We start from the raw sequence: 17,488 nt of genomic DNA, 5'->3' as shown, positions 1-17,488 counted from the left end.
CCCCTCCTGCAGGCAACGCGGGGCTGGGGGCCCTCACCCTGGGGCTTCGGGGCGGGATTAACCCCCCCCCGGCCTTCGGGGGGGGCACCACCCGTTGGCCCCGCCCCTTCCGCGTGTCCCGGCCCGGCCACCTCAGCAGCAGTCCTGGACCACCAGTCCCTCCGGCAGGTCGTCCCCGCCGAACACCGCGACCGTCGCCGGGTCGCCGCCGAGCGCGGCGACGGCGAGCAGCAGCGCGCCGGCCGTCCAGGTGGTGCGCTCCTCGGGCCAGATGGCGTCGTCCTCGAACACGTACCCGGTCCAGTAGGAGCCGTCCTCGTGCCGCAGGTGCTTCTGGATCCAGCGCAGGATGTCCACGGCGCGGTCGGACTCGCCGATCGCCCAGAGCGCGAGGGCGAGTTCGGCGCTCTCTCCGCCGGTCACCCACGGACGGTCGCTGACGCAGCGCACGCCGAGGCCGGGGACGACGAAGCGGTCCCAGTCGCGCTCGATCCTGGCCAGCGCCGCCTCGCCGCGCAGCGCGGTGCCGAGCACCGGGTAGTACCAGTCCATCGAGAAGCGGTCCTTGTCGAGGAACCGCTCGGGGTGGCGGGCGACGGCGTGCCGCAGCCGGCCGGCCGCGAGCTCCCAGTCGGGCTGCGGCTCCTCCAGGTACTCGGCGACGGCCAGCCCGCAGCGCAGCGCGTGCAGGATGCTGGACGAGCCGGTGAGCAGCGCCTCGTCGGTCGCGGTGCCGTCCTCGTCGAGGCGCCAGGAGATCGGGCCGCCGGGCAGCCGCAGCCGGACGATGAAGTCCAGGGCGCGGCGGACCACCGGCCAGATCCACTCCAGGAACGCGTCGTCGCCGGTGCTGAGGTGGTGGTGCCAGACCCCGACGGCGACGTAGGCGCAGAAGTTGGTCTCCTTGGCCCGGTTGGAGACCTCGCCGTCCGTGTAGGCCGCGTACCAGGAGCCGTCCGGGTTCTGGTGGGCGGCGAGCCAGCGGTAGGCGGCCTCGGCGGCGGCGTGCTCGCCCGCGGTGTCGAGGGCCATCGCGGCCTCGGTGTGGTCCCACGGGTCGAGGTGGTGGCCGGTGAACCACGGTATGGCGCCGTCGGGGCGCTGCTCGGCGAGGATGCTGCGGACGGTGCCGGCGGCCTGCTCGGCGTCGAGCACCCCGTCGAGCAGCAGCACCTCGGGGACGGCGGCGGTCATGCGCCGGCCCGCCGCGGCTTGGAGGCGTAGGCGACGAAGCTCTTGCCGATGACCGGGTTGAGGGCCTTCTCGGCGGCCTTGGTGAGCGTGCTGATCACCGGGGTGCCGACGATGTCCCAGACCAGCAGCTGGTGGTAGGCCTTGACGGGCAGCGCCTTGTCGTTGTCCACGCCGACGGCGCACTTGATCCACCAGTACGGCGAGTGCAGCGCGTGCGCGTGGTGGGTGCCGTAGGGCTCCAGGCCGGCGTCCTTGAGCTTGCCGAGCAGTTCGTCGCCGCGGTAGATGCGGATGTGGCCGCCCTCGACCTCGTGGTACTCGTCGGACAGCGCCCAGCAGATCTTCTCGGGCAGCCAGCGCGGCACGGTGACGGCGAGCAGGCCGCCGGGCTTGAGGACCCGGAACATCTCGTTGAGCACGCCCTTGTCATCGGGTATGTGCTCCATCACCTCGGAGATGATGATCTTGTCGAAGTACTCGTCCTCGAACGGCAGCGCCAGCGCGTTGCCCTCCATCGCGGTCGCCGACGCGCCCTCGGGGGCCTCGCCGGCCTGCTCCATCGCGGCGAACCACTTCTTGACCTCGGCGATCTCCTCGGCGTTCTGGTCGAGGGCGATCACGTTGGCACCGCGGCGGTAGCACTCGAACGCGTGCCGGCCCCCGCCGCAGCCCAGGTCGAGCACCCGGTCGCCGGGGGCGAGCGGGAAGCGCGAGAAATCGACGGTCAGCACTGCAGGGCTCCCATTCCTTTTGCTACCAAGCGTCTTGCCATCAAGCGTCTTGCCACCAAGCGTCGTGCCATCAAGCGCGTTTGACGCTTCATCAGATCTCCCGCACGCCGGTCGGCGCCGCGGACCGGCCCGGACTCAGGGCACGTACCGCCAGCCCGGCCCGGAGCGGGCCCGCGCGCCGACCCCGGTGGCGATCGCCGCGCGGTAGGCGTCGGCGGTCAGTTCGGCGGCCCGCTCCCAGGTGAACCGGGCCAGCACCCGCTCGCGGCCGGCCGCCCCGAGCCGCTCGCGCAGCTCCGGGTCGTCCAGCAGCCGGCCGAGCGCGGCGGCCAGCCCGTCCGCGTCCCCCGGCGGCACGGCCAGGCAGGTCTCCCCGTCCGGCCCGGCCACCTCGGGGATCGCGCCGCCGGTGGTCGCCACCAGCGGCGTGCCGGTGGCCATCGCCTCGGCGGCGGGCAGCGAGAAGCCCTCGTACAGCGACGGCACGCAGGCCACCTCGGCCGAGCGGTACAGGTCGACCAGCTCCGGGTCGGTCAGCCCGCTGCGGAACTCGATGTGCTCCTCCAGCCCGAAGCGGCGGACCGCCTCGGTGACCGGGCCGTCCTCCTTCTGCGGCTTGCCGACCACGACCAGGTGCGCGGGCCGCTCGGTGCGGACCTTGGCCAGCGCCTCGACCAGGTAGACCAGGCCCTTGAGCGGGACGTCCGCGCTGGAGGTCGTGACGATCCGCCCGGGCACCCGCGCGACCTCCGCCGACGGGGACCACAGCCGGGTGTCGGCGCCGATCGGCACCACCGAGACGGCGCCGGGCGCGGCGCCCAGGTGCTCGGCGATCTCCCGCTTCGAGCTGCCGGAGACGGTGATCACGTGGTCCAGCCGGGTGGCGACGCGGCGCTGCATCCGGGTGAAGGCGTACCAGCGGCGCAGCGACAGCCGGCGCATCCGGGTGGTGGCCGCGTCCAGCTCCAGCCGCCGGTCGACGGTGATCGGGTGGTGGATCGTGGTGACCAGCGGGAAGCCGTGCCGGGCCAGCCCGAGCAGGCCGTAGCCGAGGGTCTGGTTGTCGTGCACGACGTCGTAGCGGCCCTTGTGCCGGGCCAGGTACTGCCGGGCGCGCAGCGAGAACGTCAGCGGCTCGGGGAAGCCGCCGGTGCGCATCGTGGCGAACTCCAGCACGTCCACCGGCCCGCGGAACTCGCCGCGCCCGGGCGTGCGGAACGGGTCGTCCGCGCGGTACAGGTCCAGGCTGGGCAGCTCGACGAGGCGCACCGAACCCGGCCCCTCGACCTCGTCCAGGACGGCGTACGGCTGGGCGCCGATCACGTCCACGTGGTGGCCGAGCCTGGCCAGCTCGCGGGACAGGTGACGCACGTAGACGCCCTGGCCACCGCAGAACGGGTCGCCGCGGTACGACAGCAGGGCAATCCGCAGCGGCTGCGCGGTCATCCTGGGCCCTCTTCTCTAGCTGCTATCTGTGCTGCCGGTCGCTAAAGTAGATCAGGTTTCAGTGGCTGTGGAACTCGTCATCGACCATGTGAACAATGAGAGACCTCGAAGATACCGGCCCGTAGCTTTCCCTCCGGAGCCAGGGCTGGTGATTCCCGCCACGCCGACCCGGCCGACCCCGGGTCGACGGTGCGCCGCCCCCGTGCGGCGCGCCGCCACCCACGCGCCCCCGGGAGCACCCCTTGTCGTCGCCGAGCACGTCCGCGAGCCCCGCCGCCCCGCCGGCCGGGGAGCCGCCGCTGACCGCCCGCCAGGCCGAGCGCCGGCGGCGGATCCTGCGGGCCGCCACCGCCCTGGCCGCGCGCGGCGGGTACGAGGCGGTGCAGATGCGGGAGGTCGCGGAGAGCGCCGAGGTCGCCCTCGGCACGCTCTACCGGTACTTCCCGTCCAAGGTCCACCTGCTGGTCGCGGTCATGCTCGAACAGCTGCAGAGCCTCCAGGAGCACATCCGGCGCCACCCGCCGACCGACGACGAACCGGCGCCGCGGGTGGCCGACACGCTCACCCGGGCCTTCCACGCACTCCAGCGCGAACCGCTCCTGGCGGAGGCCATGGTGCGGGCGCTGTCCTTCGCGGACCGCTCGGTCGGGGCCGAGGTGGACCAGGTGAGCTCCGCGACCGGACAGCTCATCCTGGACGCGATCGGCCAGTCCGGGCCACCGAGCGAGAGCCAGCGCGCGGCCGTCCGGGTGATCGAGCACACCTGGCACTCGGCGCTGGTCTCCTGGCTCTCCGGCCGCTCCTCGATCGCCGAGGTCCGGGCCGACCTGCACACCGCGGCGCGGCTGCTCACGCTGCCGTGAGGTCTCCGCCCGCCCCCGCTTACTGGAACGTGTTCCTGCTCGCCGCGGTCCGGCGGGCGGCGCCGGCGGCTAGAGTCAACGGGCAGCAAAAACTTCATCCCGTCCCTCTCCCGGGGGAAGCCGGTGCGAGTCCGGCGCTGACCCCGCAACCGTGAGGCCGTGCTCCCGCGCGTGAGTACGGGCCGAGCCGGAGCGCCCGGGAAGGGGCGAGCGGCCAGGACGTGTCCGTCGGATCAGCCCTCCGACCTGATCCGAGGGACACGGCCCGAGGGCCGGACGCACCCGTCCGGCACCGTCGAGGACTACGGAAGGGCCCCGCCGGGCCCGCCCCGCTCACCGAAAGGCACACCTCCACCATGCTCACCGCCGCCCGCCTGGGCGCCGCCGCCCTGTCCGCCGCGCTGCTCACCGGCGCCGCCGCCGCACCGGCCCTCGCCGACACCCCCTCCCCGTCGGCCCCCGCTGCCCCCGCTGCCCCCGAGGGCCTGTACGGCAAGGGCGACCCGACGTACGACGGGGTGTGGCGCCAGTCCCTCGCGCTCACCGCGCTCGCGGCGGCCAAGGTGACCCCGGCCGACCAGGCGGTCGCCTGGCTCACCGGACAGCAGTGCGAGGACGGCGGCTGGCCGTCCTACCGGGCCGCCGGCGCGGCCTGCGACGCCAAGACCGAGGACAGCAACGCCACCGCCGTCGCCGTCCAGGCCCTCGTCGCGCTCGGCGGGCACCAGGACGCCGTCGACAAGGGCGTCCAGTGGCTCAAGACCGTCCAGAACGCCGACGGCAGCTGGGCCTACAACCCCGGCAACCCCGGCGACGCCAACTCCACCGGCCTCGCCGTCAACGCCCTCTTCGCCGCCAGGACCGACCCGGCAGGTGTCGCCAAGGACGGCAAGAACGCCTTCGACGGGCTCGCCCGCTTCCAGCTCGGCTGCGCCGCCCCCGCCGACCAGCGCGGCGCCTTCGCGTTCCAGCCCGACGCCGCCTCCGGCGCCCTCGCGCCCAACGCGCTCGCCACCGCCCAGGCCTCGCTCGCCGCGGCCGGCGGCCGGCTCCCGGTCACCGCCGGCGCCCGCTCCGACGCCGCGCCCAAGCCGCTGACCTGCCAGGACGGCGCCACCGCCACCCCGGCCTCCCCCGTCGCGCACGCCGACTCGGCGGAGGCCGCCGGGGCGTACCTCACCGCACAGCTCGGCGCGGGCGGCAACCACCTCACCCTCACCATGCCCGGCGCCACGCCCACCCCCGACTACACCGCCACCGCCTGGGCCGCCCTCGGCCTCACCCAGAGCGGCCACCCGCAGCAGGCCGCCGGCGCGGTGGACTGGCTGACCCAGAACGGCGCCGCGTGGACGAAGGGCGGCACCGACGCGGGCGCCGCCGCGACGCTGCTCCTGGTCTCCCAGGCCGCCCAGCGGGACACGGCCGCGCTGGTGCAGCAGCTCACCGCGCTCGGCCCGGTGCCGAAGGCGACGGCTTCCGCCCCTGCTGCTCCCGCTTCCGCCGCGCCCGCCGCCGAGAAGAAGAAGGACGGCGGCATCTCCCAGTACTGGCTGATCGGCGTCGGCCTGCTCATCGGCGTCGGCGGCGGCCTCATCCTGAGCCTCCAGCGCAAGCGCGCCCCGAAGCTGTGACGTCCAACCCCCGCCACGCCGCCGGAGCCTCCGGGCTCCCGGCGGCGGGCGGGCCGACGTCCGAGCCCTACGGCAACGCACCGGGCTCGGCAGGCGCCCGCACGCGACGCCCGACGGCGACCGGGCGTGCCCGCACGGCGGTCCGGGGAGCCGCGTCCGCGCCGGGCACCCCGGTCGGGCTCACGGCAGCGAGCGACCGCTCCCGTGCCGCCGCGCCCGGCAACCGCCTCGGGCGCGCCGACGCCCCCACCACCCCTGCCGGCCGACTCGCCAACCGCCTGGCGGGCCCCACCACCCCCGCCAGGCAACTCACCAGCCGCCTGACCGGCCCCACCACCCACGGCCACACCGCCGCCAGGCGACCCACCGGCCGCCTCGCCGCGCTCCTCACCGGCCTGCTCACCGTGCTCCTCGTCGCCGGTTCCGCCGTGCCCGCCGAGGCGGCCGGGTACCGGTACTGGTCGTTCTGGAAGGGTGCCGACGGCAACTGGGCCTACCAGCAGCAGGGTCCGTCGGTCCACGTGCCGGCGGACGGGAGCGTCGACGGGTGGCGGTTCGCCGTCAGCCCGGACGGCGGGCAGAACGCCGCGCAGCCCCGCGCCGGCGCCGACTTCGCCGCCCTCTGCGCGAGCACGCCCCCGCAGCAGGGCCGCAAGCGCGTGGCCGTCGTCCTCGACTTCGGCACGGCCGACGATGCCGCCTCCGCCGAGCAGCCGCCCGAGCAGCGCACCGCCTGCGCCACCGTCGCCGCCAACGCGACGTCCGCCGAGGTGCTCGCCGCCGTCGCGCCGCCGCTGCGGTACGACACGAACGGCCTGCTCTGCGCCATCGCCGGCTACCCGAAGGCCGGTTGCGCCGACCAGGTCGGCGCCGCTGCGAAGACGGACAGCAAGGCAGCGGCCAAGGACGACGGCAGCGGCCCGGACCTCGGCCTGATCGCCGGCGGAGTCCTCGTCGCCGCCCTCGCCGCCGGCGCCGTCTGGCAGTCGCGCCGCCGCCGTCCCCGATGAGGTCCCTTTCCGTGCGCGTCTCCCGTCAACTGCACCCAGGCGCCTGGTGGTTGTGGGCGCTCGGTCTGGGCGCCGCGGCCACCCGCACCACCAACCCGGCGATCCTGCTGCTGCTCGCCGCCGTCGCCGGCTACGTCGTCGCGGCCCGGCGCGGTGACGCGCCCTGGTCGCGGTCGTACGGCGCGTTCCTGCGGCTCGGCCTATTCGTCCTCGGCATCCGGCTGTTGTTCGCCGTGCTGCTGGGCTCGCCGATCCCCGGGACGCACGTGCTGTTCACGCTGCCCGAAGTGCCCCTGCCCGCCTGGGCGCAGGGGGTGCGGATCGGCGGCCGGGTCACCCTCGAAGGCCTGCTGGCCGCACTCTACGACGGGCTGCGCCTGGCCACGCTCCTGGTGTGCGTCGGCGCCGCGAACGCGCTCGCCAGCCCGGCCCGCCTCCTGCGCGCCCTGCCCGGCGCGCTGTACGAGGCGGGGGTGGCCGTCGTCGTGGCGATGACGTTCGCGCCGAACCTGGTCGCCGACGTCCGGCGGCTGCGCGCCGCGCGCCGCCTGCGCGGCCGGACGGACAAGGGCGTCGCCGCCGTGCTGAGCGTCGGACTGCCCGTCCTGGAGGGCGCGTTGGAGCGTTCGGTGGCGCTGGCCGCCGCGATGGACACCCGCGGCTTCGGCCGCACCGCGGACGTCCCGCGGCGCCTCGCGCGGGCGACGGCCGCGCTCACCCTGGCCGGGCTGCTGGGCGTCTGCCTGGCCGCGTACGGCCTGCTGACCGCCGGGGGCGCCGGCTGGGCGCTCCCCGTCCTGCTGATCGGCCTGGCCGCGGCGTTCGCCGGACTGCTCCTCGGCAACAGGCGGTCCGTCAGGACGCGCCACCGGCCGGACCCCTGGGCGCTCCCGGAGTGGCTCACCGCCGGTTCGGGCGTCGCCGTCGCCGCGCTCACCGTCTACCTCTCCACCCGCGATCCCGCCGCCTTCGCGCCCACCGTCGTGCCGCCGAGCGTCCCCGCGCTGCCGGCGGCCGCCGTCCTCGCCGCGCTCCTGGGCCTGGTACCGGCGTTCGCCACCCCGACCCCGCCCCGGAGGGCTTCGTGATCACCTTCGAGCAGGTCTCCGTCCAGTACGCGGACGCTCCCGCGCCGGCCTTGAACGGCGTCGACCTGACCGTCCCCGAGGGCGAACTCTGCCTGCTGGTGGGCCCGTCGGGCTCCGGCAAGTCCACCCTCCTGGGCACCGTCAGCGGGCTCGTCCCGCACTTCACCGGCGGCACCCTGCACGGCCGGGTCACCGTCGGCGGCCGGGACACCCGCACCCACCGCCCGCGCGACCTGGCCGACCTGGTGGGCACGGTGGGGCAGGACCCGGTCGCGCACTTCGTCACCGACACCGTCGAGGACGAACTCGCCTACGGCATGGAGTCCCTGGGCCTGCCGGCCGACGTCATGCGCCGCCGCGTCGAGGAGACCCTCGACCTGCTCGGCCTCGCCGACCTGCGCGACCGCGCCCTCGGCTCGCTCTCCGGCGGCCAGCAGCAACGCGTCGCGATCGGCTCGGTGCTCACCGTCCACCCGCGCGTGCTGGTCCTGGACGAGCCGACCTCGGCGCTCGACCCGGGCGCGGCCGAGGAGGTGCTGGCCGTCCTGCAGCGGCTCGTGCACGACCTCGGCACAACCGTCCTGATGGCCGAGCACCGACTGGAGCGCGTCGTCCAGTACGCCGACCAGGTGCTGCTGCTCGCCCCGGGCGCCGCGCCCGTCCTCGGCGAACCGGCCGACGTGATGGCGCACTCGCCGGTGCACCCGCCGGTGGTCGGCCTCGGACGGCTCGCGGGCTGGCGGCCGCTGCCGCTGTCCGTACGCGACGCCCGCCGCAAGGCCGCCGGGCTGCGCGAGCGCCTCGACGGACGCCGTCCGGCCGCCGTGCCCTCCCCCGACGGCTCCCCGCTGGCGGCCGCCGACCGCCTCGCCGTCCGACGCGGCCCCGTGCACGCCCTGCGCGGCGTGGACCTCGCCCTCCGCCCCGGCGAGATCACCGCGCTGATGGGCCGCAACGGCGCCGGCAAGTCGACCCTGCTGGGCAGCCTCGTCGGCCTGCACGCCCCCGCCTCCGGCACCGTCCGGGTGGGCGACCGCACCCCGCACCGCACCAGGCCCGCCGACCTGATCCGCCAGGTCGGGCTCGTCCCGCAGGACCCGCGCGACCTGCTCTACGGCGAGAGCGTCACCGCCGAGTGCGCGGCGGCCGACACCGATGCGAGCGCCCCCGCAGGCACGTGCCGCGCGCTGGTCGAACGCCTGCTGCCCGGCATCGCCGACACCGCCCACCCGCGCGACCTGTCCGAGGGCCAGCGGCTCACGCTCGCCCTGGCCGTCGTCCTCACCGCCCGGCCCCCGCTGCTCCTGCTCGACGAGCCCACCCGCGGCCTCGACTACGCGGCCAAGGCCCGGCTGGTGGAGATCCTGCGCGACCTCGCCGCCGAGGGCCACGCCGTGCTGCTGGCCACCCACGACGTCGAGCTGGCCGCCGAACTCGCCCACCGCACGGTCATCCTGGCCGAGGGCGAGATCGTCGCGGACGGCCCGACGGCCGAGGTCGTGGTCTCCTCCCCCGCGTTCGCCCCGCAGGTCGCCAAGGTGCTGGCCCCGGGCCCGTGGCTCACCGTCCACCAGGTGGCGGAGGCGCTGGAAGCATGACCCGTCCCGTCCCCCTCGGCCGCCGCTCCGTCACGGCCCTCTCCCTGACGTCCCTCGTCGGCGTGACCGCCTTCGGCTGGCCGCTGCTCGCCTCGACCAAGTCCGCCCTGGTCGGCCACTCCGCCGACGCCCCTTGGCTGTTCGCCCTCCTGCTGCCGTTGTTGTTGGCCGTCGTGATCGCGCAGATCAGCGAGGGCCGGTCGGCGGGCGGCGGAGCTCCGGGCCTGGACGCCAAGTCCGTCGCACTGCTGGGCGTCCTCGCCGCGGCGGGCGCCGCGCTGCGCCCGCTCGGCGCGGGTACGGCCGGCCTGGAGCCGATGTTCTTCCTGATGGTGCTCTCCGGCCGCGTCCTCGGCCCGGGCTTCGGCTTCGTCCTCGGCTCGCTGTCGATGTTCGCCTCCGCCCTGCTGACCGGCGGCGTCGGCCCATGGCTGCCGTTCCAGATGCTCGCGATGGGCTGGGTCTGCCTGGGCGCGGGCCTCCTCCCCGGCGCCGCGACCCTGCGCGGCCGCCGCGAACTCGCCCTTCTCGCCGCTTACGGCGCTCTCTCGTCCATCCTCTACGGCACGATCATGAACCTGCAGGGCTGGCCGTACATCGGCGGCCTCTCCAGCTCCATCTCCTTCGTCCCCGGCGACCCGCTCCCCGCCAACCTGGTCCGCTTCGCCGCCTACTGCCTGACGACGTCCCTCGGCTGGGACCTCCCCCGCGCCGCCCTCACCGTCGTCCTGTGCATCACCCTCGGCACCCCCGTCCTGCGCGCCCTCCGCCGCACCACCCGCCGCGCCGCCTTCGCGGCCCCGGTGACCTTCCGGCCCCCGGCGGAGTAACGGCCTAATCAATTGCCCTTCCCCACAACCACGTTGCACACTGACGGACGGCCGCGTCCATCGACCGGCCGTCCCACGGGGGGAAGGGGAAACCGGCATGACCCACACGATCGGCAGGGTGCTCGCAGCCGCCGCACTGGCAGCACTCGGGGCGCTCCTGGTCACCACGCCCGCCACGGCCGGCAACGCCAACGCCTGGGTCGGCAACCCGGTCAAGGCCGGATCGTCGACCGGCCCGGACGGCATCGAATGGCCCGACGACTGAAAGCACCCTGCTGAGACGGGTCCTACTCCCGGCACGACACGCACAAGTTGCGCGCCTCGCGAACCGGCCGACCGCACAGGCCGTCCCGGCCGGGGCACTCGTGGTGCCGCGTCCCCGAATCCAAGCCGACCGTCGTTGGCCGAGGGCCCGGCACCGACGGGACGGCCGACAGGCGGGCGGCGAGGATCGCGCCGACGCTCCGAGTGATCCGGTCCGGCAGCGGGGCGGACAGGACGGCCGTCAGCGCGTCCGGCGTCCAGCCCCCAGCGAGGAGCCCCTCGACCATGGCTGCCTGATCCGCCAACGGCCTGCCCGCGAGGGCCATGCGGGGCTCGCGGCGGCCCAGTTCGAGCAGCAGCGCCATGCCGTCGGTCAGGCGCTGGGGCCGAGCGGGAGGGACGGACGGCCTTCCGGCATCCTTCTCCGTCAACTTCCTGACCTTCACGGAAGGGTCTCCCGCAGTCCCGGCGCCTGGCCGGCCAGCTCCAGGACACCCGGCGGCCGGGGACACGGGAAGCGGCGGCACGGTGTGGACCGCCTTGCCCACCACCGGCACTTCGTGGACGGAGACGACCGTCCGAACCCGCCCCGTCAGGGGATCCCGCTGAGTGCGCCGGACGTAGTGCCCAGCCGCCTCCAGCTCCCGGAGAGCCCGCGCCACAGTCGTGCGCCCCTCGACGCTCTTGGCGGCGAGCGTCCGAACGTCTTCACGGGTGCCGTCCGGCAGGCTGAGCAGGTAGCCGAGCAGCCCGCGCGCCGCCCAACTCAGCGAGTGCTTACGGACGACATGCCCGTTGTCGAGAATCGTGTAGCCCGGGGCATGCTTAGGGATACGTTGACTTCCTCCCCGTCCTGTAGGAACGGGGATTCCCCTCCGCCTCGCGGCTGAGCCGCTGCGCGTGGGCGCTGCGGTGGGAGGACTTCCTGCTTCACCGACGACTGCCCGCCCGAAGTGCTCCGTTGAGGACCTACACCGTCTCCACAGGCTGCAACCGCCAGCCCAGCGGTCAGGATGTTGCGTGCCGCGTTCACGTCGCGGTCATGGACTGCTCCGCAGCCACACGTCCATTCGCGGACGTTAAGGGGCATCTTGTCACGGATGGTTCCGCAGGCCGAGCACAGCTTGGAGCTGGGGAACCACCGGTCGATGGTCACCAGGTCACGGCCGTACCACTTCGCCTTGTACTCCAGCATGGTCCGCAGCGCTGCCCAAGAGGCGTCCGAAATGGCTCGGGACAGCGTGCGGTTCTTGAGCATGTTGCGGACCATCAGGTCCTCGATCACGACCGTTTGGTTCTCACGGACGAGCCGGGTGGTGAGCTTGTGCAGGAAGTCCCTGCGCCGGTCGGCGATCTTCGCGTGAACGCGGGCGACCTTCCTGCGGGCCTTCTCCCGGTTGTTCGAGCCCTCGGCCTTGCGGGCCAGCTCCCGTTGTGCCTTGGCCAGGCGTTTCCGGTCGGCGCGCTCGTGCTTCGGATTGGTGATCTTCTCCCCGGTCGAGAGCGTCACCAGGCTGGTGATACCAACATCGAGGCCCACCGCCGCGTGGACGGGCGCGGGCATCGACGGTCGGTCATCGCGCAGCAGGGAGACGAACCACCGTCCGGCCGCATCCTGCGACACGGTCACCGTGGAGGGCAACCGCCCCTCGGGCAGCGGCCTCGACCACACAATCGCCAGCGGCTCCGTCATCTTCGCCAGCGTCAACCGACCCTCCCGGTAGCGGAACGCGCTGGCGGTGTACTCGGCGGACCTGCGGGACTTCTTCTTCGACTTGAACGTCGGGTACTTCGCCCGCTTGTTCCAGAAGTTGGAGAACGCCCCCTGCAGATGCCGCAAGGCCTGCTGCAGCGGCACGGAGGAGACCTCGGAGAGAAAGGCCAGCTCCTCGGTCTTCTTCCACTGCGTCAGCATCGCCGACGTGGCGTTGTAGTTCACCCGCTCCTGGCGCATCGTCCACGCCTCTGACCGAGCGGCCAATGCCATGTTGTAGACGAGCCTCACGCACCCGAACGTGCGTGCCATCTCAGCCGCCTGCGCATCGGTCGGATAGAAACGGAACTTGAAAGCCCGCTTCACGTGAGCGCCCACCATGCTCACAAGGCAGCTTGCCATGATGCAAGGATCAAACCTGCGAATCGGAGCGCTGCGGTCCGCCTCGCGGCGAATCGCAGCCCCCTGCACAGCTCCACAGGAGTTCCGTTTCCGCCCCCGGCCAGAGCCAGGGGTATGAACGGAGACATCAGATGAATCTGCATTTAAGGAGACCTTCACTCTCCGGAAGCCACACCCGAAGGCGCTATCAGCACCACTGGGGTTCACTATGCACGCGCTTCGCTCGAAGCACTCACGCCAGAATACTCACCCTATCTGTGCAGTAAATCGTTAAGCGTTTATCCCTGCCACCCATTCGGGCGGCGCTCACGCACAAACCCCCGCGCGCCCCGGACTTCACAAGCCCGGGGCGCGCGACGGCGCACACCCGGCCAGGGTGAGCGCCCAATTCACAGGCCATTTGTACGCACGGGATTGTCCGGCTCGTCGAGCCAGACAGCCTGTCCGTCCTTGGTCGCCGTGACACCAAAGCGGTCGGGGCCCGGCCGCCCGTGGTCGAGCCACCATCGGTGGGCGGTCTCGGTCTCATCCCACAGTCGCCGGGGACCGTGCTGCCAGACGGTGAAGCTCCGAGCGCCCTCGTTCCCGTCCCAGTCCACGGCCGCCCAGGAGCTCGCGTCGGTGGTGGCCAGCCACAGCCGGACCGCAACCCCGTCGACGTCAGGGTCGTGCTGGCGGGCGTGCCACACGTCCCCGAGCCGGGAGCCGATGGCGAACTGGGCTTCGGCGTCCTGGCCGGTCACCGCCCAAGGGTCAAGATCGGTCACCGACTCGTCCGGCACGTGCTCGTCGCGCACCACGTCACGGAAGATCCGAAGATCGGACCGCTGGCCGCGCATCAGCATGAACGAGCCGTACGGCATGAACCTGCCTTCGGCACGGCCCTCGTGCACCGTCAACCGGAGCGTTCCCCAGCCGATCCACGGGTTCTCCCACGGCGTGAGGATGATCCCGCCGTCCCGTACCTGGTCGAGCCACGCGGTTGGCACCCGATTCACGGCGCAGGTGGAGATGAGCCGGTCGACGGGCTGAGCTGCGGGCCATCCGTCGCCGCCGTCCGCGCAGACCACCTCAGGACGGAATCCAGCCCGGCCGAGCGCCGTTCGGGCCGCCACCGTCACCTGCGCGTCTACTTCGAGCGTGGTCACGTTGGCACCCCCAAGGCGGTGCGCAAGCAGGCCGGCGTTCCAGCCGGTGCCGCTCCCGACCTCCAGCACGTTCATACCGGCACGCACATCGAGGTCTTCGAGCATGCGGACGACAACGGAGGGCATCGACGCCGACGACGACGGCCACACGTCACCGTCCCCCGGGTCGGCCCCGTCATTCACCTGCGTGACCACCGGGGCGTTCGCGTACGCCGCACGCAGCCATCCGGCGGGGTCCTCGGCCCGGCTCAGCGGCTCGTTGTCGTCGCCGACCCAGATCCGATCCGGGATGAACAGGTGACGCGGGACCGCCGCGAGCGCCCTGACCCACTCGTCCGGGATCTCTCGCCCGAGGTCATCGGCGACGAAGCGGAGCAGGCCGCGCATGGCGGCCTGCTCCTCGCACTCGGGGCGCATCACTTCTTCTCGCCGCCCTTGTGCTTCGGCTCCGGCGTCGGCTGTGAGCCGTCCTTCGACGGCTTGTCCTTGCTGAAGTCCTTGTCCCCGCCGTGCTTGCCGCCGCCGGAGCTCCCGCCCTTACCGGTTCCCCATCCCATCGGGTGATCCCCTTCTCTCGTTGCTGGTTCCCGGGCTTGCTCAGGCCGACAGGCCGCAGTGGGTCGGGACCATGGGCCCGGGCGGCCGCTCGGCCGGCTTCGGCTTCTCCGGCTCAGAGTTGTTCACGACGATGCTCCTTCCATCGATTCTCCGGGGTGGTGCATGGGGGGATGCCGACCGCGCCTCACGGAAGCGGCGCGACCGGCACCCATCCGCCCGTCCGGGAGTGACGACGGCCGAGCGGAGTTTTGGGGCGTCACGCCGAGCGGACGAGGCACTCGCGGGCCTGTCCTTGAGCGGCGCGCACAAGAACGGTCAAACGCCGATCGTCAGTAACCAGTTGGCCAGCCGCGCACTCGAACCACACGACCTTGCCCGAACCGGCCGGGTACCAGCCCCACGAGTGCGCAAGAGCCTCGACCAGGAGCAGGCCGCGGCCAGAAGTCACCATGTCCTCAGGCGCCCCAGGCTCAGGCGTGCGAAGGCTGCTGTCCGCGACCTCCACCCGCATCCGCTCACCGGTCCACCGGACCGTAACTTTGCACCGGGCTCTGGTGTGCTCCAGCGCATTCGCGATCACCTCGCTCGCACACAGTTCCAGGTCCTGCAGCGCGTCCTCCGACATCGGAACCTGCCAGTGCCGGGCAATCGCCACGACCAGGCGCCGCGCCGGAGGCACAGCAGCCGCACCCGGCTCGACATCCCACTCCTGCGGGACCGGGAAGGACGCCGTGTCCAACGGGCTCATCGGTACGGACCACCCTTCATGTCCATCACCCCCCGAGTGCTCGGGGAACATCAGGATCGTGGGACAGCCGCTGTCACAAAAAGGCCAGTGCGTGTACCCAAGGTGGGTAAACTCGCGGCCAGTTATCCCCATGTGACACTCAGCAATATCTTCCGAGCGTGGGGGGTGTCGGATGTGACCGAGTCCGCAGCTCAACCGGGGCTGCCAAGCCGTCTGCTGGTAGACCCGGAAATGATCTCTGCCTGCGCGGCCAGAGACTTCGCCCGGATCTTCCAACTCGCCAAACGCAGGGGTGGATTCCATCCATCCCGCATCGCGAGAGCGTGTGAGCTGACACCCAGCAGGGTGAGCGAGGTCATGAAGGGTAAACCGAAGATCACCAACATGGACGTCATCGAGCGCATCGCGGACGGCCTCCGAATCCCGGGGCGCATGCTCGGCCTCGCCGATCGACACTGGGAACGTCCAGCAGTCCCCGCACAGCGTCGGCCCGTCGTGGCAGCGCAGCAGGCTTCGCCGGTGTTGGCGAGGACGACCAGCGACCTGGACGACATCCTTGCCATCGCGGCCGGCACCAGGGTCACGCAACCCGTCCTGCGGTCCCTCCAAGCGTCGATCGAGGACTACTGGAGGCGCGACGATGAGCACGGAGGGGAGGCTCTCCGTCCGGCCGTGATCGGGCAGCTCAACTACGTCAAGGGGATACTCCGGGACACCGAGGACCCCAACTTCCAGCGCAGCCTCCACGGCATCGCGGCCGAGCTCGCGCGCCTCACAGGATGGACGTACTTCGATGCCCGTCAACACAGTACGGCTCGGGGCTACTTCACCGAGTCACTGCGACTGGCACGAGAGATCGACGACCGGCAGTTCATCGCCAACGTGCTCGCATGCCTCAGCCTCCAGGCGACCTACCAGGACAAGGCCGAGGACGCCATCACACTCGCTCGGGCCGCCCAGGACAGCGCACGCCTCGACAGGGGGACACCCAGGCTCATGGCCATGCTCCACATGCGCGAGGCCTTCGGCCACGCCAGCGCCCACGACCAAGGCGCCACCCACGAAGCGATCCGCGAGGCGCAGCACCACTTCGGACGCATTGCCCCGACCGACGACGATCCGGCCTGGGTACAGTACTTCGACCAGACCAAGCTCACGGTGGACACCGGCATCGCACTCGGCCAACTCGGAGACGCGACCGCGGCTGAACCCCTCATCGCCGAAGCTCTCCGGACCGAGCCGACGACGAATCTGCGAGGCCGGGCATTCCACACCTTTTGGCTGGCGCGGACGCAACTCCAATGTCGCCGCGTCGAGTTGGCCTGTGCCACGGCCGGGCAGGCACTCGACCTCGCGACCATCGTGGAGTCTCCCAGGGTGGCCGCGCACCTCCGGGAGTTCCGCCAGTTGCTCAGGCCTCACCACCGGACCCCGGCTGCTGTGGAACTGGCCGGCCGTATTGCCGAACTGGCCGGCTGATCAGAGTCCTGCCTCATCCAACAGCAGGTACAGCACGCCCACCAGTGAACCGCTGCTGACGATCTCACGCCGGTCGATCATCCCGCGCAGCTCCGACAGGGGAATCCACTCGATCCGGTCGGACTCGTTGCGCTCGGTCGGAGGCCCCACGTACTCGACGGCGTCAGCCCGGAAGACGAAGTGCTCGGAGTCGGTGATCCCATTCGCCGGCTGGGCGTAGATCAACGGCTTGACCTCGCCAGCCCTCCAGCCTGTCTCCTCCAGCGCTTCGCGAGCCGCCGCCTCCGCAGCGGTTTCATCAGGTTCGATCAGCCCCATCGGGAGCTCCCAGGCCCAGGTGTCAGTGATGAAGCGGTGTCGCCACATCATGAGGACCTGCTTCTCACTGTTCACGATGGCGGCCACGGCAAGATGCCGCAGCTTGACCACATGGTGCTCCCACCGGTGGCCGTCAGGCTGCTCGACGTCAGCCAGCCACAGGTTCACCCATGGGTTCTCATAAATCGGACGTTCCCCGTGGATCTTCCATTGCATGACTGCGGCCCCTCTCGATGGGCCTTCAGCATGTCAGACGCACACCCGGCGCAGCCCTGTTCCGACGGATTAACGTCAAGGTGACGAAATTCCACAGCGAGCCAGACTCCATCCGCCCAGCCGGCCTCCTTCCTACGGCGCTACCGGTTGAGTGCCCCTGGGCGGGGCGGGGCCCCCGGCCGGGCGGCCCCGCACAAACCACCAACCCCGGGGTTTTTGAGGTGGGCGCGCGGGGGGGGGGGGGGCGCGT

The 17,488-nt window shown here is 72.4% G+C and carries 17 protein-coding genes, 1 pseudogene and 1 riboswitch; of the genes and pseudogenes, 8 read left to right on the top strand and 10 right to left on the bottom strand.

What is annotated here, in order from left to right; genetic code table 11:
* Positions 1–132: 132 nt before the first annotated feature.
* The 3 genes from ACFXDE_RS12700 to ACFXDE_RS12690 all read right to left on the bottom strand — a co-directional run bounded on the left by ACFXDE_RS12700 (position 133) and on the right by ACFXDE_RS12690 (position 3,371).
* Positions 133–1,194, bottom strand: a complete 1,062-nt coding sequence (locus ACFXDE_RS12700; RefSeq protein ID WP_380439435.1) for a prenyltransferase — start codon at positions 1,192–1,194, stop codon at positions 133–135.
* Positions 1,191–1,925: a class I SAM-dependent methyltransferase gene (locus ACFXDE_RS12695; RefSeq protein WP_363656604.1), complete on the bottom strand. Its 735-nt coding sequence runs from the start codon at positions 1,923–1,925 to the stop codon at positions 1,191–1,193. Before ACFXDE_RS12695 ends, ACFXDE_RS12700 begins: the two co-directional genes overlap by 4 nt.
* A gap of 135 nt (positions 1,926–2,060) precedes the next feature.
* The gene (locus ACFXDE_RS12690; RefSeq protein ID WP_380493541.1) at positions 2,061–3,371 is read right to left on the bottom strand and encodes a glycosyltransferase family 4 protein; all 1,311 of its coding nucleotides are present in this window, start codon (positions 3,369–3,371) and stop codon (positions 2,061–2,063) included.
* Positions 3,372–3,613: 242 nt separating this feature from the next.
* Between ACFXDE_RS12690 and ACFXDE_RS12685 the strand changes: the two genes are divergently transcribed.
* The 7 genes from ACFXDE_RS12685 (at position 3,614) to ACFXDE_RS12655 (ending at position 10,656) form a co-directional block, all read left to right on the top strand.
* Positions 3,614–4,234: a TetR family transcriptional regulator gene (locus tag ACFXDE_RS12685; protein WP_380439431.1), complete on the top strand. Its 621-nt coding sequence runs from the start codon at positions 3,614–3,616 to the stop codon at positions 4,232–4,234.
* 113 nt (positions 4,235–4,347) lie between these two features.
* A riboswitch (cobalamin riboswitch) is annotated at positions 4,348–4,432 on the top strand.
* A 158-nt stretch (positions 4,433–4,590) separates the two neighbouring features.
* Complete coding sequence (locus tag ACFXDE_RS12680) at positions 4,591–5,865, top strand: prenyltransferase/squalene oxidase repeat-containing protein (RefSeq protein WP_380493539.1); 1,275 nt, start codon at positions 4,591–4,593, stop codon at positions 5,863–5,865.
* Entirely contained in the window at positions 5,862–6,875 is a 1,014-nt protein-coding gene (locus tag ACFXDE_RS12675) for an SCO2322 family protein (protein WP_380493537.1), read from the top strand. Before ACFXDE_RS12680 ends, ACFXDE_RS12675 begins: the two co-directional genes overlap by 4 nt.
* Positions 6,872–7,963, top strand: coding sequence for a CbiQ family ECF transporter T component (locus ACFXDE_RS12670; protein ID WP_380493535.1), 1,092 nt, complete (start codon positions 6,872–6,874; stop codon positions 7,961–7,963). The genes ACFXDE_RS12675 and ACFXDE_RS12670 overlap by 4 nt, the downstream gene beginning before the upstream one ends.
* Positions 7,960–9,561 carry an ABC transporter ATP-binding protein gene (locus ACFXDE_RS12665; RefSeq protein ID WP_380493533.1) on the top strand — a complete coding sequence of 534 codons (1,602 nt, stop codon included), beginning with the start codon at positions 7,960–7,962 and terminating at the stop codon, positions 9,559–9,561. Before ACFXDE_RS12670 ends, ACFXDE_RS12665 begins: the two co-directional genes overlap by 4 nt.
* A complete protein-coding gene (locus ACFXDE_RS12660; RefSeq protein ID WP_380493531.1) occupies positions 9,558–10,391 on the top strand; it encodes an ECF transporter S component in 834 nt (277 codons plus the stop codon). Before ACFXDE_RS12665 ends, ACFXDE_RS12660 begins: the two co-directional genes overlap by 4 nt.
* A 97-nt stretch (positions 10,392–10,488) precedes the next feature.
* Complete coding sequence (locus ACFXDE_RS12655) at positions 10,489–10,656, top strand: hypothetical protein (protein WP_380439421.1); 168 nt, start codon at positions 10,489–10,491, stop codon at positions 10,654–10,656.
* 22 nt (positions 10,657–10,678) lie between these two features.
* Here the strand turns inward: ACFXDE_RS12655 and ACFXDE_RS12650 are convergent, their stop codons facing one another.
* From ACFXDE_RS12650 to ACFXDE_RS12625, 6 genes and pseudogenes are all read right to left on the bottom strand, one after another.
* A complete protein-coding gene (locus ACFXDE_RS12650; RefSeq protein WP_380493529.1) occupies positions 10,679–11,020 on the bottom strand; it encodes a hypothetical protein in 342 nt (113 codons plus the stop codon).
* A gap of 318 nt (positions 11,021–11,338) precedes the next feature.
* Positions 11,339–11,383: pseudogene (locus ACFXDE_RS12645) on the bottom strand (hypothetical protein); the annotation flags it as partial.
* Between the two features lie 38 nt (positions 11,384–11,421).
* Complete coding sequence (locus tag ACFXDE_RS12640; protein ID WP_380493549.1) at positions 11,422–12,750, bottom strand: RNA-guided endonuclease InsQ/TnpB family protein; 1,329 nt, start codon at positions 12,748–12,750, stop codon at positions 11,422–11,424.
* A 410-nt stretch (positions 12,751–13,160) separates the two neighbouring features.
* Complete coding sequence (locus ACFXDE_RS12635) at positions 13,161–14,306, bottom strand: methyltransferase domain-containing protein (protein WP_380493527.1); 1,146 nt, start codon at positions 14,304–14,306, stop codon at positions 13,161–13,163.
* A 29-nt stretch (positions 14,307–14,335) separates the two neighbouring features.
* Entirely contained in the window at positions 14,336–14,476 is a 141-nt protein-coding gene (locus ACFXDE_RS12630; protein WP_363656748.1) for a hypothetical protein, read from the bottom strand.
* A 257-nt stretch (positions 14,477–14,733) separates the two neighbouring features.
* A complete protein-coding gene (locus tag ACFXDE_RS12625; RefSeq protein WP_380493525.1) occupies positions 14,734–15,225 on the bottom strand; it encodes an ATP-binding protein in 492 nt (163 codons plus the stop codon).
* Positions 15,226–15,399: 174 nt separating this feature from the next.
* Between ACFXDE_RS12625 and ACFXDE_RS12620 the strand changes: the two genes are divergently transcribed.
* Entirely contained in the window at positions 15,400–16,704 is a 1,305-nt protein-coding gene (locus tag ACFXDE_RS12620; RefSeq protein ID WP_380493523.1) for a hypothetical protein, read from the top strand.
* On the opposite strand, the gene ACFXDE_RS12615 is transcribed toward ACFXDE_RS12620, so the two are convergent.
* Entirely contained in the window at positions 16,705–17,238 is a 534-nt protein-coding gene (locus tag ACFXDE_RS12615) for an NUDIX domain-containing protein (RefSeq protein WP_380439409.1), read from the bottom strand.
* Positions 17,239–17,488 lie beyond the last annotated feature (250 nt).

Origin of the sequence: Kitasatospora sp. NPDC059408 (genome assembly GCF_042751525.1) — a bacterium.
GTDB lineage: Bacteria > Actinomycetota > Actinomycetes > Streptomycetales > Streptomycetaceae > Kitasatospora.
Note: the sequence above shows the minus strand (reverse complement) of the source record. Positions and strands in the feature narration are given on the sequence as shown.